General features: G+C 25.8%; 13 protein-coding genes. 8 read left to right on the top strand and 5 right to left on the bottom strand.

The features are described 5' to 3' along the window. Window positions 1-335 precede the first annotated feature (335 nt). The 7 genes from EXC38_RS02375 to pip all read left to right on the top strand — a co-directional run bounded on the left by EXC38_RS02375 (window position 336) and on the right by pip (window position 8,693). A complete protein-coding gene (locus EXC38_RS02375) occupies window positions 336-1,205 on the top strand; it encodes a DnaD domain protein (RefSeq protein ID WP_129694673.1) in 870 nt (289 codons plus the stop codon). An 18-nt stretch (window positions 1,206-1,223) separates the two neighbouring features. After that, the gene (locus EXC38_RS02370) at window positions 1,224-2,138 is read left to right on the top strand and encodes a primosome protein (RefSeq protein ID WP_129694672.1); all 915 of its coding nucleotides are present in this window, start codon (window positions 1,224-1,226) and stop codon (window positions 2,136-2,138) included. Between the two features lie 183 nt (window positions 2,139-2,321). Further along, window positions 2,322-3,602 carry a PhnD/SsuA/transferrin family substrate-binding protein gene (locus EXC38_RS02365; RefSeq protein ID WP_129694671.1) on the top strand — a complete coding sequence of 427 codons (1,281 nt, stop codon included), beginning with the start codon at window positions 2,322-2,324 and terminating at the stop codon, window positions 3,600-3,602. Between the two features lie 19 nt (window positions 3,603-3,621). Continuing rightward, entirely contained in the window at window positions 3,622-4,518 is an 897-nt protein-coding gene (phnC, locus tag EXC38_RS02360; RefSeq protein ID WP_129694670.1) for a phosphonate ABC transporter ATP-binding protein, read from the top strand. Then, window positions 4,511-6,706, top strand: a complete 2,196-nt coding sequence (locus tag EXC38_RS02355; protein WP_129694669.1) for a PhnE/PtxC family ABC transporter permease — start codon at window positions 4,511-4,513, stop codon at window positions 6,704-6,706. Before phnC ends, EXC38_RS02355 begins: the two co-directional genes overlap by 8 nt. A gap of 1 nt (window position 6,707) precedes the next feature. Next, complete coding sequence (locus EXC38_RS02350; RefSeq protein ID WP_129694668.1) at window positions 6,708-7,631, top strand: DHH family phosphoesterase; 924 nt, start codon at window positions 6,708-6,710, stop codon at window positions 7,629-7,631. 129 nt (window positions 7,632-7,760) lie between these two features. After that, window positions 7,761-8,693 (top strand): prolyl aminopeptidase, encoded by a 933-nt coding sequence (gene pip / locus EXC38_RS02345; RefSeq protein ID WP_197723427.1) that lies wholly within the window; start codon window positions 7,761-7,763, stop codon window positions 8,691-8,693. Between the two features lie 47 nt (window positions 8,694-8,740). On the opposite strand, the gene EXC38_RS02340 is transcribed toward pip, so the two are convergent. From EXC38_RS02340 to EXC38_RS02315, 5 genes are all read right to left on the bottom strand, one after another. Beyond that, window positions 8,741-11,119 carry a DEAD/DEAH box helicase family protein gene (locus EXC38_RS02340; RefSeq protein WP_129694667.1) on the bottom strand — a complete coding sequence of 793 codons (2,379 nt, stop codon included), beginning with the start codon at window positions 11,117-11,119 and terminating at the stop codon, window positions 8,741-8,743. Continuing rightward, on the bottom strand, window positions 11,106-12,035 hold the full coding sequence (locus EXC38_RS03640) for a DNA methyltransferase (protein WP_318025086.1): 930 nt from the start codon (window positions 12,033-12,035) through the stop codon (window positions 11,106-11,108). Before EXC38_RS03640 ends, EXC38_RS02340 begins: the two co-directional genes overlap by 14 nt. Continuing rightward, window positions 12,023-12,439 carry a site-specific DNA-methyltransferase gene (locus tag EXC38_RS03635; RefSeq protein ID WP_318025089.1) on the bottom strand — a complete coding sequence of 139 codons (417 nt, stop codon included), beginning with the start codon at window positions 12,437-12,439 and terminating at the stop codon, window positions 12,023-12,025. The genes EXC38_RS03640 and EXC38_RS03635 overlap by 13 nt, the downstream gene beginning before the upstream one ends. Before the next feature lie 5 nt (window positions 12,440-12,444). Next, a complete protein-coding gene (locus tag EXC38_RS03630; RefSeq protein ID WP_318025085.1) occupies window positions 12,445-12,816 on the bottom strand; it encodes a type III restriction endonuclease subunit M in 372 nt (123 codons plus the stop codon). 123 nt (window positions 12,817-12,939) lie between these two features. Further along, the gene (locus EXC38_RS02315; RefSeq protein WP_129694663.1) at window positions 12,940-13,842 is read right to left on the bottom strand and encodes a nucleotidyltransferase; all 903 of its coding nucleotides are present in this window, start codon (window positions 13,840-13,842) and stop codon (window positions 12,940-12,942) included. Window positions 13,843-13,987: 145 nt separating this feature from the next. Here EXC38_RS02315 and EXC38_RS02310 point away from each other — a divergent pair, with 145 nt between their 5' ends. Further along, entirely contained in the window at window positions 13,988-16,147 is a 2,160-nt protein-coding gene (locus EXC38_RS02310) for a helix-hairpin-helix domain-containing protein (protein ID WP_129694662.1), read from the top strand. Window positions 16,148-16,190 lie beyond the last annotated feature (43 nt).

The following is a 16,190-nucleotide window of genomic DNA, read 5'->3' as shown; positions in this document are numbered from 1 at the left end:
ATCCAAAAAACCAAAGATTAAAGGGTTAATTTGGCAGTTATATTTTATAAAATTGCTTTTTCTTCTTAAAATTAAATGATATTTTTATATTATCCATTTTTATTAGTTTTTAGGGCCTGAAATATAAGAAATTATTGACAATTTTATGTAGAAAACTTACTTTTTTTTTAAAAAAATTCTTAAATTTAAATGATAAATGATTATAAGTTTGTTTATAAAATGCACTAATTTTTTTGGCATTTTAAAAAAAGTAAAAAAATGAGACTTTTTATTCTTTTGGTTTCATACAATTTATTCCATCAAGCAAATAAATTAGAAAATAGAAGGAGGATAAAATGAATCAAATTAAATTTTTAGTTGATAACTCAGCTGACATTAATTCTAATGACTTAATTAATTTAAGAACATTTTATACTCCAGTTATTGGTAGTCTTGGTTTAGCCTTATATCACCATTTATATGATTTATATAATAATGATAAATTAGCAAAATACAATTTATCGGAAACTTCTGAGTTTTTAGTTTTAAGTGAAGAAGAATTAAGGGAGACTAAAAATAAATTAGAAGGTATAGGTTTAATTAAAACATTTCAAGATAAAGAAGGAAATTTATTATTCAAATTACTTAAACCATTAAATGCTAATGAAATTGTGAAAAATCCTTTAGTATCTAGCATTTTAAAAAATAAATTTGGTGAGGTTAAGTTTAATAAATTGATTAAAGAAAAAGCTCTTTATTATTATGAATGTGAAAAATATAATGATGTTTCAAAAAACTTTTTTGAAGTTTTTGCTAATGAAAAAATCGAATTAAACCAAGATGAGTGTTTTGACTTTAAACTAGTAAATGAAAATGAACTTGTTGATAATTTAACTAGTGAACAATATATTTGCCACTATACTAGACGCGAACTAAGCCCCTCACAAATTTTAATGATTAAGAAAGTAAAATCTTTGAACTTTAAAGATAAGGCAATTAATAATTTTGTTAAATATTCACTTTCAGTTAATAATGCAATAGTATGTAACTATATTGAAAAAATAGCTAATGATTTTGCTAAAAGAAATCTATTTGAAGCCGATTTAATTGATAATGAGTTATCGCAGGTAATATTATTTAAGAATAAAAATAATGCTAATTATGAAAAAAATAGTTCTCAAATTAGTAATATTTCTTTAGAAGATGGGTTAGCATGAGATGATTAAAATATAAAAAGGAATTAAATGAAAAAACAGTTTTTAAATGATTTAATATCACTAAAAAAAGAAATTGATGTTGAAAATCTAAGGAAAGAGGTTTTATCTAAAGATTTTATTCAAGAAGAAATCAAAAGATTAAATTTAAACGATTTTCAAATAAATAAAGGTATGGGTGTTTTGCAAAGATATCATGATTTTTATATTCAAAATCACAAAAAACCCGAATATAAATTATTTGTTGATATTTATGGTTTTTTAGCTGAAGACTTTAGCAATGATACTAATTTTTTAAAACATCAACAATTAGATAATTTTTGATTAACTTCAATAACAAATTTAGATCCAATAATTCAAAAATATTTTGAACCGGGTCAAAAAGACAATTTAATGTCTTCATGAAAAAAAACAGCTAAAAATTATATTAATTCCTTACCAAAAACCCAGGAATCAAGAGATATTGAAAATATATTTAAAAAAATGTTGAGCAAAGGTGAATTTGATTTTAATATTTTATTTTTGGATCCAAATATTGTCGTAGGAAATGAAATTTTAAAATACATCGCCTCAATGAATGCAATTATTAATAATAAAACAGTCGCTTTTTTAAATACAAACGATTTATTTAATTATATTTCTTCTCATCAAGAAGAAAAACAATCAATTTCTTACTATATTAATAATGTTGATATTTTAATATTAACAAATTTAACACTAGGGGTTAAGCCACAATGATTCTTAGATTTTTTAATTAATATTTTTGAATCCCGTAGAACACACCATAAGCCAATTCTGATCTCTTCATCGCGTGATGTATTAAATAAGAGTGTAAAATTACTTTCAAATTACTATTACTCGAAAACAGAGGAAAATGAACTAGAAAAGGTTTTCAAATCAATGGTAAAAAATTACTTTAAATTTATTAAAATTTCTAAGGATTAATATATAATTATTAGGCCTTATAAAATTTAAATTTTTGAAATAATGTACATTTTGTAAAAACACCGCTAATTGTGGCGTTTTTTTATTTCGATTTTTTTATTTTACTATAATTTTTTTTGTTAATTAAACAAGTACAAAAAACAAAATTACATTCAATTTAAATTTAAAAATTTGAGGGAAAAAATGAAAAAATCAACAAAAAAATTCTTATTACCATCTATTATCGCAACTTCAGTTGTTCCAGTTACATTTGGTTTAATTTCATCGCAATGTACACCAACAAGTACAACACCTGAAACAATTAAAACAAGTGGATATGCTGACTCATTTATTAAGTTAGCAAACAAAAGTATTACAGTAGCAGGCGCATGATCAGATGCTAGATTCTATGCTGGAGAACACGCAAATGAAATCGAAGTTATCGGTGCAACGAAATTCATTTCAAACGACGGTGTTCAAGCTAGAGTTGGCCTAAAAGACGGAGATATTAAGGCTATTCAACAATTATTAATTAATGCTGTTAACGAAGCTCAAGTTGAAGCTAGTTCAGGAAAAGAAGGAAATCTAACTTATTTAGATAAAAATAACAAATTACAAAGTATTTTTAAAATTTATAATCACGATGGGTATACACCAGTAGGTTATGAATCACAAATTGCTTACGATGCTGCCGGAAATACTAAAAAAGCATATGTTGAAACACCAACTGGAGCAAGTGAATACATTACCTATAATTCTGAAACAAAAGCTTTTGCTACAGTAGCAGATGCAAAAGAATTCAAAATTCAATTTATACCTTCTTCAGATGCTACATTAGTTCAAAAAGCAACTGAAAAATTACAAGCATACATTGCTTCAAAAGGTATCACAAATGTTAAAATTTCAGTATCAAGCGATTACAATGCAGCTGCAGCAGCATTAAAAGCCGGATCAGTTGACGTTGCTTTCTTACCAATTGATACATGAGCAAAATTATCAGGAAACTCAAGCTTTATTCTACAAGCAGGTAGAAATGTTCAAATTATTGACCCTTATGCAAGTATTACAAATACTTCAGCTCCTAAATTTGATGATGAAAAATTATTAGTTGAAGCATTTAACCACTACAAAACATTTAATAATAATAACTTATACATCAATAAAGAAAGTGCTTCAAACCCTCAAGCTCCAACAGAAGGATATACAGCAGAACTTAAAACCCATGTTGACTCATTAGCTACAGGTGTAGAATTACCTAAAGTTGGTTTTTACCGTTCATACATTTACGCACGTAAAGATTCAGAACTATACAAAATTGTTATGAAAGCCTTAAAAGAACAAGGTTCAGATTGAAAATTAAATTGAGAAGATGTAAGTCAACACGTTGTTTACGGATACACTTCAACAACTTCAGCCGCTTCATATGTTTATCCAGAAATTTGATTTAAAAAACACTTCATTGGTTTTAAATCATTCTTAAAATAGTATTTTAATTATTTATAATATGAAAAAAAATACAAATAATAATTTAGACTCTCAAATAATAAATGAAGATTGAAATATTGTTTGAGAAAACGCCTCTAAAGTATACCCAAACGGAACAAAAGGATTGACTGATGTCAATCTTTCTATTAATCAAGGAGAGTTTGTTGCAGTTATTGGGTTATCTGGAGCTGGTAAAACAACTTTAATTAAAACAGTAAATAAAATTAGCGGTATTACATCAGGAACCTTAAAAGTTGGCCCATATGTGGTTAATGATTTAAAAGGTAAAAAATTAAGAAAATTTAGAACAAAAGTTGGGATTATTTTCCAAAACTATAACCTTGTGGAAAACATTTCAGTTTTACAAAACGTGCTTTCGGCAAGATTGCCTCAAATGAATAAATTAAGAGCATTTTTTGGATTTTACAGTAAGAAGGATATTGAATTAGCTTACCAATGTTTAGCTAAAGTTAATATTTTAGAAAATGCTTACGATATGGCTAAAGATTTATCTGGTGGTCAAATGCAACGTGTCGCATTAGCTAGAACTTTAGCTCAAAAACCTAAAATAATTTTAGCAGATGAGCCTGTTGGAGCACTTGACCCAATTATGGCAAAAAGTGTTATGGACGGGTTTTTAATAGCAAACAAATCAGAAAAAATTACGATTGTCGCAAACTTACACCACGTTGACTTGGCATTGCAATATGCAGATAGAATTGTTGGTGTTAAAAAAGGAAAAATAATCTTTAACGATAGTTGAGAGAAAGTTAACTTAGAACAATTAAAAGAAATATATGGTGAAAAATTAGAACAATTTGATGAAGAACAATTTATTGAAAATAGAAGAAAAAGACAAATTATTCAAAATGAAGTTCTTGAAAAAATAAAATTATTGGAAAAAAACAATGAATAAAACAATTAAACCAAACGAGGAAAAAGTTGAAACAAAAAGTAAACTAAAATTATTTGGTGAGTCTTTTGTCAACTATTTTAATCCAAAATTTATTGATATTAATAATCAAAAAGTTACAAAAAAATTTCCTTGATTAAAAATTTTTGGTGGTCTATTAATCTTTGCTTTAGTAATTACAATGATTGTAGCTATCAAACCAGATTTCCAAAACTGAAAAGAGTTTTGAAGACAAATTGGTCACTTTTTTGAAATAAATAAAAAAGCAGAAATTGGATCTGCAGAATTTACACCATATGAAACATTCTTACGTAGTTTAGAATATTTATGGATAACAATTTCTTATTCGATTTTAGGAACAATATTAGGGATATTAATATCAGTACCATTAGCCTTATTAAGTTCTAAAAACTTTATTAAAGATAAGATTATTTATCTTCCATTTAGAATTATAATGTCAATCATCAGAGCCGTACCGCCTGTTGTATTTGCCTTTATATTCTTCTTCTTATTTTCAAAATCATTAGCTGCAACATTTTCTATTGCAATCTTTGTTGCTTCATTAATGACAAAATGATTATATGAAGATTTAGATACATATGATACAAGTGCATATCAAGGTGCACAAGCAATAGGCAATAGCAAGGCTCTTGCATTCAAGAGTTCAATACTACCTTATTTAATGAAGAGAATTGTCTCTTATGGATTCTATTCATTTGAAATGGTTGTTAGATTTGCGGCAATTTTATCAATTGTTGGAATTGGAACCATTGGACAATTATTATCAGATCAATATGCTGTAGAAAATAACTTTTCTCATATGTCAATTGTGTTATGGGTTTTAATCACTTTAATGATTTTAATTGAAGGTCTTAACTTTACAATTAAAAAATACATTTTAGATTATTCACAAAAACACCCTAAAATTGATGAAAAACTACCTTATGAACAACAATTAGAACAACTTAAAAAACAAAAATCAAAAATGTATATTTTTAAAATATTTATTGTTTTATTAATTGTTGCTTTAGTTTTGGCTTCGCTTACTCAAATAGAATGATCAATAGGTAACTCAGTTAAAATTAGTCAATTCAAGCAAGGGATGAAAAAGTTATTTAATCCTGATTGAAGTTTATTTGGCGGAAATTGATCAACAAGTAAAACAAGTGTTATTCCTTTAGGTGTTGAAGCCTTTTTAGTTGCTATAGCATCGTCGATTATTGGATTATTTTTTGCTTTAATATTAGGTATTTTAGCTTCGAAAAATATTAATAAGTTTTTTGCTTACCCATTCAAATTAATTATCATCGTTTTACGTGCTATTCCAGCATTTACATTTGCTTTATTATTCTTGATTCTTTCAAAAGATTCAAAACTATTTGCTGGAGTTTTAGCACTAGGAATTCACTCAATTGGTATGCTTGGAAAACTAATAATGGAATCTGTTGAAAAAATACCAAATAAAGTATTTCAATCTTTAGATTCTCTAGGAGCTACTTGATTCCAAAAAGTTAAATTTATCGTTATTAAATCAATTCTTCCTCAAGCCTTATCAAACTTTTTATACAGAGTTGAAATTAACTTTAAAAGTACGGTAGTTATTGGAGCAGTTGGAGCTAGTGACTTTGGTTTCCAAATAAGTACTTATTCTTCAGATATGAATAACTGAGATAAATTATCTTCATATTTAATTTTTACAATTGTTGTACTTTTAGCATTAGAGCAAATTTCGAACATAGTTCGTTCAAAATTAATGACTGGATATTTCTTTACACAAGATGTTTGATTTAAAAAACTAATGAAGAGAAAAATGATTATGAAATCATTAGCTATTTGTTTAACAAATAATCAAAAATTTTTAAATGAAACCCGTTATGCAAAATATGTAATTGCTAAACATAAATTTGATAAATTATTTGTTTATAATTATTGATTAGATCACTCAATAGTTCCAAACAAGGAAATGCTTGAAGCATTAGAAATAAGTAAACAAACATATTTAAAAACTTATCGTGAGGCTTTATTGAAAATTAAATCAGATATTAATAATATTTATAAAGAAACATATAAATTAACAATGAGTAACCAATCAAATATTAAGAATTGATTTAAGAAAAATAAAGTAGCGAAAAAATCAGCTAACATTGCTGTTGATCATTATTTTGAATCTTATGTTATGGCGGTGGCTTAAAATGCAAAATCTAAGAGAAAAATTTATAGGCTTTTGAGAATATATTAAAAAGCCAGAAAATATTACGTTATGTACACATGTTGAACCTGATGGTGATACACTAGGATCAGCAATTGCATTAAAACATTTAATTTTATTAAATTTTGAAAATAAAAATGTACAAATATCAGGTGGCGATTATCCACGAAACCTACTTTTTTTACAAGATCAAAAAATTAAATTAGTAAGTAAGAAATTTTTTGATAATTCTTTGAAAGTTGTTGTTGATACTTCGACAAAACGGAGAATTTTTGATCAAAGAGTAAAAACAGAAGAAGCAATCAAAATTGATCACCACCCTTTTGAAGGAAAATGACTATTTGAAATTGGTGGAGATTTTTGGCCAGCAACTGGACAAGTAATGACCAAGATGGTTATGGAACTTGATTTAAAAGTTAATGAGAATGTTTTAGAAGGCCTAGCAGTTGCAATTATTACTGATACTGAGTTTTTTAAAGAAAGAAATGTCAATGAAGAAACTTTTGAATGCATGAGATTTTTATTAGAAAAAGGTTTAAATTACAATCTTTTACTAAAGAAAATGCAATTAAATGCTAAAGAAAATAAATTTATTTTTGATGCAGTAAGTAATTTAAAACAAAAAGGAATTGTATCTTATATTATTGTTGATCAAGTAGTTTCAAACGATATAGCAAGACCTTTAGTTGCTAAATTTGCTGAAGTTTCTAACACAGAAGTTTCACTAGTTTATTTAAAAAGATCACAAGGTGATTATCGTTGTGAAATTCGATCAAAGACTACATATGACGTTTCCAAAGTAGCTAATGAATTTTTAGGCGGTGGACACTTAAATTCTTCTGGTTTTATTCAAAAAAATTTAAAACAGCTAAACAAAGTTCTAAGCTTTATTAACAAAAATAAATAATAATCAATAAAAAGGTCTAGAAATTTTTTTCTAGGCCTTTAATTTATTTTTTAGCGCTTAATAATTCATTATTAATTATTCTTATATAATTTAATATTATTGAATTTATATTTATTGAAAGGAATGATTATGTTTGAACCTATTGAACCTTATAAAAGTGGTTATTTAAAAGTTAGTGATATTCATAGTATTTATTATGAAGAAGTTGGAAATCCAAATGGAAGACCAATATTATTTGTTCACGGTGGACCTGGGGGTGGAGTTTCTGAATCAAACCGTCAATATTTCGATCCTAAACATTATCGTATTATTTTATTTGATCAAAGAGGATGTGGAAAATCAATTCCATCTGCAGAAATAAGAGAGAATACAACCTTAGATCTAATTTCAGATATGGAAAAATTAAGAAAAGAATTAAATATTGATAAATGAATCTTATTTGGCGGTTCATGAGGTTCTTGTTTAAGTTTAATTTATGCTATTAATTATCCAGAAAAAGTTAGTGGGATGATTTTGCGTGGTGTTTTCTTAGGTAGATATGAAGATGACCAATATTTATATCAACAAGGAGCTTCTTATTATTTTCCCGAAGCCTATGAAGAATTTTCAGGATTTATTCCTAAAGATGAAAGAAATGACTTAATTAAAGCATATAATAAATATTTAAATAGTGATAATTTAGATGTTGCCTATAAGGCTGCATATCATTGAGCAAAATGAGAATTGGGTTTAATTACAATAGAGCCTTTAGCTGATATTGAAACTATTTTATCTAATTCAAAAAGTAATTTGGAATTAGCAAGACTGGAAAATCATTACTTTATTAATCATATTTTTTTAGAAGATAATTACATTTTAAATAATATTGAAAGAATTAAAAATATTCCAACAATTATTATTCATGGAAGATATGACATGGACTGTCGTCCTGAAGGAGCTTACTTTCTTCATAAGGAATTAAATAACTCAAAGTTAAATTTCGTTATAGCAGGTCATTCATCTAAAGAAGAAAAAATAGCACAAGCTTTAGTCGACGCTACTGAAGAATTTAAAAGAATATAGTAAAAAAATAACTCACTGCCTTATTTGCGAGTTATTTTTATTTATTCTTATATTGAATTAAACAAATCAATTAAAAAGGTAATTGGTTTTTCTTTTTCTTTATTTTCGTTTAATAATTTTTCAACATTTTTAATGGAACTAGACCCTTGAAAATTAATACTGTTTTTTTCTTTTTGATTTACTTTAGCAACAATTAAAGTTAAATTTTCATTGGAAAATTGGTCGAATAGTGGAACATTTTTATCATCAAAATATTTTTTATAACCTTTTAAGATATTTGAAATCTTAATAGATTTGTCATTTGAATCCTTGGTTTCAATATAAAAAATATGTTCTTGTTTACTTTCATTATTTAGGGATATTTTTATTATAAAGTCAGGAAAAGATTTAGAAACATTATTATCATCATCAAAATATTCTAAAAATAAACCATGAAAAACAGGATTCTTAGTTCAAATTTTAATCTTGTAATTTTGATCATTATTAATGATATAGTCTTTTAAGAGACTTAAAAATTTAGTTTCTACTTTTGAATCAAAATAATTAATATTAGAATTTTCTTTTTTACTTCTTAAATTTTCATATGCATATTTAGCATCCGGAATATCCATTTCCTTACTGTTTTCCTTAACTAATAAGTCATTATTATATGGTAAGGACTTTTCAGAAATTTTATAAATCTTGCTTTCGATTTTTGAACTATTAATAATTTCAGAAAATTTACTTTTAATTTGTTCCATTTTAAAAATAGATATTATAAGTCACATCAAATTTACTGAAAATAAATCATGAAGGCGATCATCCCTTTTACAAGTAAAAAACCAATTTTCAATAGCTAAAATAATGTTTTTTGAAAAATATGTTTTATTTTCTAATAAAAAATTTTCTTTATAAATTTCAAGTTCAATATTATTTTGAATTTTATTCGTTATTAATTTTTTATTACCATAGTTTTCTTCGCTAACAACGATAAATTTATATTTTTTATAATAATTATAATATTTATTAAATTCTGCGTTGAGTTGATTAATATCTAATAAAGATATTAAATCCTCTAAATATTTTGGATTATTTACTCTTTTCTTTATTTCAGATCTATCAATTGAACCAACTTTAAATTTTTCGTCTTTAAATTCGTTCTTTAAAACTAAAGTAATTCTTTGCCGGCTTGATTCTTGAATATTTGAATAATAATAATAGTTTAGAGCAATTGAACTATTTGAATAATCTGCTTCAGGATTTGGGTTTCTTTTTATTCTTCCTAAAGTTTGGGTATTTAAACTATCTGAAGAAACATTTCTAAGTTGGACTAGCATACAGGCTCTTGGAATATTTCAACCTGTAGCGGGGCCAATTTTAAAAATAATTACATCAATATCTGAGTGATTGTGTGATATAGATCTTAGTGAATTATTTATTAATCTTATTGAAGAATCGACATCGTTAGAACCAAAATATTTAACTCATGTTAGTCCATTTTTATTTAAAATTGAAATTATACTATTAATTTCTTTTTCGAATTCTTCATGTTTATTTTTATAATCATCGCGAACCTGTATTAGCATTGCCGGATTAATATTTTGTAAAAATGGTTCCTCTTGGTAATTTGCATACCTATTTTTTACTTCTTTAAATTTTTTACAAGCAAGCTCAAGAATGTCATTATTTGAAATCTCTTCTGATTTTAAAGAATTTATTCCTTCGTTATATTTAGAAACTTTTTTTAAAAGTATTATGTTATCTTCTTCTAAATCTTTTTCATTTAATAAAACTAAATCATTTTTTCCCTTTGGAGTAGCCGTCATTTTAACAATAAAATGCGCCGCATCTTGCATTAGAAGCTCAAACTTTTTACTTTCATCTTTTGTTTTGTTAAGTTGTTTAGACAAATTTTCTTCAAGTGAATAATCTAAAAATTTATTATTTTCTTTTTTAGCCTCTCCGCCATAATGTGCTTCATCTCTAATATAAATTAACTTATAATTTTCAGACTTTATTTGATTTATAAAGCCATTTATTGTTCCTTCTTCCGTAAAAATTCTACCTTTCCCAAAAGATTGGGTTCCCAAAATTAAAATATTATTTCTTTTTGCCATTATTTGATAATGACCGTCTTTAACTTTTGAATCTTTGGTCGAAGGAGACTCTTTTCTTTCTATTGTAATAAAGTTGTTATGAAGATATTTTTTGTAATCGTTTAAATTATCTAGCATTTGTTTAGGTAAATTTGCTGAAGATAATGTAGCAATTACAAATGTTAATTTTTCATTAGGAAATTTAGAAATTAATCTGTCTATCATATTAGTTATCATAAAAGTTTTTCCCGAACCTGTCGGTGCTTGAAAATCAATTATATTTTTTTGCAGAGGGTTAAATTTAGAAACTAATTCATTCACTGTTATTTCTTGACATTTACTTAGTCTCATATTTCTCACCATCTAATTTTTCTACTGGTTTTAAAGCAGTTAACTCTCTTAAGATATCTAAAGTTTTTAAATTAGTTGAATTTAGTTGAAAATCATCCAATTCTTTTAAGTAGGCTTCCTTTATTTTTTTATTACCCTCTTCAATATTAAATAGTGAAGTATTAAAATATTTAATATCAAAAACATTTAAATTTGATTGAAATGGATTGTTATTTTTAATTCATTCAAAATTAGTTTCCCCGTTAGAACCCATACCTATATTGATGCGATACAATCTTTCATAACAAACATTAGTACCAATACTATTTTCATTATTAGTTACTAATGTAAAAGTTCTATTTCCACCATCTTCACGATTTAATTCTAAAACAGCGTGTGCTGTAGTGCCTGAACCAGCAAAAAAGTCTAATATACGAGCATTTTTGTTATCAGAAGCCATATTAATTAAATATTTAATTAAATTTTGTGGTTTAGGAAAATCAAAAGTGTTTTTATCACCTAGTATATTTATAATATCTTCCCCACCTTTTTGTGAATAAATATTATCGATAATGTTTTCAAAAGGCTGACCAGCTTCGATTTTTTCTATTTTGTGTGTTTTAGGGTTGAATTTCACAAATTGATATTGTTTTCTTTTGGCAACTCAATAGCCTTCAGTATTTTTTACACACTCAATAAAACCCAATTCTTCACCTTTTTTATAGGTTTCATAATTTCAAGTATAACGAGCAGAGCGCGGCTTAATAATATTTGAATATAATTTGAATAATGAACCATCAGGCGCTTTAATTTCATAGTCTAGTGATGGTGTATATTGAAAACTACCAGTTGATGAAGGACGGTGTAAATCTGTTAGTTTATAATATCCTCTTTGTTCAAAGTGTTTATCTTTTAATTTGTAACCTAATTTATTCAATTTTTCAGCATCATGTTTAATGTAATTGAATATCTATTATTAATATTTTTAGCATAAACCAATATATATTCAGTGTTTTTAACAATTGAATAGTTAAATGAGGTATTGCCACCAGGTCCTCTTTTTTTAATTCACACTAAATTTGCAACAAAGTTTTCTTCACCAAAAATTTCATCCATTAAAACTTTTAAATAAGCTTGTTCTGAATCATCAATTGATACAAAAATAACACCATCTTCTTTCAAAAGTTGGCGTGCCATTATTAATCTTTCATTTAACATGTTTAATCAGCCGGTTCTACTAAATTTATCGCGATATATAAATTTAGAACTTGCAACATTATCTTTTTCAGATAGATTATTACCGTCTGTTCTTGATGATTCGGTATTGTATGGAGGATCAATATAAATTACATCAAAATTAGAAGAGAAGCTCTCTCTCTCTCTCTCTCTCTCTCAATGCTTATCAAATTTTTTAAAGCATCGTAATTTTCTCCAATAATTAAATTATTTTGATTTTCATTAAATTTATTTTGAAATGAAAGTTTTTCATTTCTAACTAATAAGGCTACTTGCGATGAATCAACAGAAGGTGCTACATCAAAAGTAAAACCTAATTTCACTCTCTTAATTAAAAATTGATAAACATTCTGTAAATTTTTATCGTTATCATCAAATTTATTAATTATTTCCTTAATTAAATTTTTTTGATCTTGATTTATTTCGTTTGATATGCTAAGATCTTCAGCTTTTTTAAGATATTCTTCTTTTAAAGAAGCCATATATTCCTCCATATAATTTTTAATATATTAACTATTATACTTTTTTAAAAAATAAAATAATTACAAAAAATAAAATGAAAGAAATCTAATTTTAAACAGTTGTCTTGTTTCAAAAAAGCAAGACTATATTTTTTTAAATCTCTTTTTTAAAACATATAAATATACTCTTTGTATTCTTGATTTAGTATACCTTTTAGATGTACAAAGATCAATAAATTCTTGATAAGTTTTTGCTTCAATATTTTTTTTAAAAAGATTTTCCATTCCTTCACTCACGAGCTTAATATTAGCTAATTTATTAGCCGATAATTTTCGAACTATTTTTTGAAATTTTGAATATGTATCTTCAATTCTTTTTACTTTTTTAATAACTAACGGTGAGTATTTTGAAATATCTTCACCATTTTTTATCATTTCTCTTAATTTAGTTCCTGAAGCATAAAATGAATTTACTTTATCTGCGCCATGTGCCACAGATCTTTGAATACAATCAAGCTTAATATTTAAATTATTATTAATAATATATTTTGTATACTCAAAACCTAAAATATCTTTTGGTATTTCTTCTTCTTTTAAAAATAATTTTAAAGATTCATAACAAGCGAAAATAAACGATCTACCACTCTTTAGAATCTTTTTAACATTTTGGTTATAAATGGATTCATTTTCTTTTATTAATCTCGCTGCTTTAATATATTTATTTATATTATTGCTATCTGAAGTTCCAAAAAATAATATATCAATTCCTGCCTTATTTAATGTTTCTATTGATCCTTTAGCAAAAATATGAGCTGCTTGCGTTGAAGTTTCAAAATCAAGTTTAATAACTTTATTAACTCCATATTTTTTACATATTTTTTTTCTTTGGGCAAAAGAAGCACAAGCAATTTCGCCTCGTTGTGTATAGTTTGATGATAAAGCAACAATAATTTTAGAGTTAGGATATTTTTCTTTTATTTTGTTTAATAAATAAATATGACCATTATGAAATGGGTTAAATTCAGCTATTACACCAATTTTTAACATATTAAATTCCTCCTAACTTTTAAAATTTATTTATTAAATTATAAATGAGATATCTTAAAAAAAATTAGGAAAAATAAGAGAAAAAATTATTTTCATTATAATTTAAAATACTTATAAGCACAATAGAAAAAACTGGAGAATTATTATGGTTGATATATCAATAAAAAATGTTGCGAAAAAATTAAATATTAAGGATGAACAAGTTAAAGAAACACTTACATTATTAAGCGAAGGGGCGACAATTCCTTTTATTTCACGTTATAGAAAAGAAGTAACAGGCGGATTAGATGAAGAACAAGTTGCACAAATTAGCGAACTATATGAATATGATGTTGAACTTTTAAAAAGAAAAGATTACGTTAAAAAAGTTCTTGATGAAAAGAAACTTTTAGACCCTGAAATTAGTAAAAAAATTGATTTAGCACAAACTAAACAAGAAGTCGAAAATATTTATGAACCTTTTAAAGTCGGAAAGAAAACAAAAGCAACAGAAGCTTTAGCTTTAGGTCTTGGTGCACTAGCTGATTTAATAATGAGTAATAAAGAAGAAAACTTTAATGTTTATTGTGAAGCCAATAAATATGTTAACGGTGATACTTTAAAAGATACTGAGCAAGTTATCGAACAAACTAAATTTATTATCGCCCAAAATATTTCTCAAGATATTTCAGTTCGTGAATATGTAAAAAGTCAATTGTTTAATTATGGAAGCATTGTAACTAAAAAGAAAAATACTGAGGATGAGAAAGAAACATTTAAACAATATTATGACTATAGTGAAAGAGTAAAAAGTATTCCAAACCACCGTGTTTTAGCAATCACTCGTGGTGAAGACAAAAAAATATTGTCATATACAATAGAGTTTAATGAAAAAGTAATTATTTATTATTTGAATAACAAGTTTTTTATTAACAAAAGAACTGCAAAAATTGTTATCGAAGCAATAAAAGATGCCTTAGATCGTTTAATTTTTCCTTCAATAATAAGAGAAATTAAAACAGATTTATTTGAAAGAGCAGAAAAAGAAGCAATTGAAATTTTTGCACAAAATTTAGAAGATTTATTATTATCTCCAGCTACTAAAAATAAAAGTATTTTGTCAATTGACCCAGGTTATACTAATGGTTGCAAATGTGCAATGTTAGATGGGAATGGAAATTATCTAGAAGGTTTCATCATTTACCCTCACGGAAGTTCAAAAGAAAAGTTTATTGAAGCAGTTAAAAAAATAAATCAAATTTTAAATAAATACTCAGTAGATTTAATTGTGATTGGAAACGGAACCGCTAGCCGTGAAACAGAAGAGTTTGTTGATAAATTATTAACCTTAAGAAGAGAAAAGAACTTGAATTTAGAAACAAAATTTGCTATCGTAAGTGAAGTGGGCGCATCAGTTTATTCAGCTTCAAAGATTGCTCAAGAAGAATTCCCTGATCTTGAATTAGAATTTAGATCAGCAATAAACATTGGAAGAAAATTTCAAGACCCATTAAATGAGTTAATTAAAATTGACCCAAAATCATTAGGTGTTGGTCAATACCAACACGACGTCAACCAGAAACAATTAGCATCGAAATTATCTTTTAAAGTTGATAAGGCAGTTAATATGGTTGGAGTTGATTTAAATACAGCAACTAAATATATTCTAGAATATGTTTCGGGCTTATCAAAAACCATAGCACAAAACATTGTTGATTATCGTAATGAAAATGGTTCTTTTAAATCTAGAAATGAATTAAAAAAAGTTAAAGGCTTAGGACCAAAAGCTTATGAACAATCTGTTGGTTTTTTAAGAATTTATGATTCAAAAGTTTTCTATGATAAAACAAATATTCATCCTGATTTATATGATTTGGCTGACCGTGTAGTAAAAGAATTATCTTTAGACTTAAAAAATATTGATAAGGAAGTTTTACTATCAACTAATAAAAAAGAACTGTCACAAGAGCTTGGCGTAAGTCAATATGATATTGATTTGATTATTGATTCATTATTAATGCCTGGGAAAGATATTAGAGAAGACAAGCCTGGTTTTATCGTTAATGATAAAATTTTAAAATTTGAAGACATTCAAGTTGGGCAAGAAATTATCGGACAAGTTCAAAACATTACTAATTTTGGTGTATTTGCTTACATTGGATTAAAAGAAAATGTTTTAATTCATATTAAAAACATGAAAAAAACTGATAATCATTTTATTAATCACCCAAGTGAATTAGTTTCAATTGGTGATAACTTAAATATTAAAATTATTGATATAGATAGAAACAACAATAAAATCCAAGGTAAAATAATTTGAAAATAAATACACTTTTTGCACATTTAAACACCTTTTTTGTTTATAAAAT

The organism is Mycoplasmopsis arginini (genome assembly GCF_900660725.1).
Lineage (GTDB): Bacteria > Bacillota_I > Bacilli_A > Mycoplasmatales > Metamycoplasmataceae > Metamycoplasma > Metamycoplasma arginini.
Note: the sequence above shows the minus strand (reverse complement) of the source record. Positions and strands in the feature narration are given on the sequence as shown.